General features: G+C 60.2%; 1 protein-coding gene. It reads left to right on the top strand.

The window, feature by feature from the left end:
* Positions 1 to 85: 85 nt before the first annotated feature.
* Positions 86 to 236 (top strand): MaoC/PaaZ C-terminal domain-containing protein (locus QSV46_RS41065; protein ID WP_314964509.1); only part of this gene is annotated, 151 nt, incomplete at its 3' end.

Here is a 236-nt window from a genome sequence, read left to right on the forward strand (position 1 = left end):
GGTTTGTGCGCTGCGGAGCCGCTACATCCCGCCCTTGCTCAATTCTGTTAGCGCGAGGCGGCGCATCACATTGCGAGGCGAAATCATGGCGCGGGTCGAGTGGTTCGACGATCTCACCATTGGAATGCAGTTCAAATCCCCTGAAGTTCACGTCACCGAGGCCGACATCAAGCGGTTCGCGGCAGAGTTCGACCCACAGCCGATGCATCTCGACCACGAAGCCGCCAAGCAGACGC

Origin of the sequence: Bradyrhizobium cosmicum, from assembly GCF_032290525.1 — a bacterium.
Lineage (GTDB): Bacteria > Pseudomonadota > Alphaproteobacteria > Rhizobiales > Xanthobacteraceae > Bradyrhizobium > Bradyrhizobium cosmicum_A.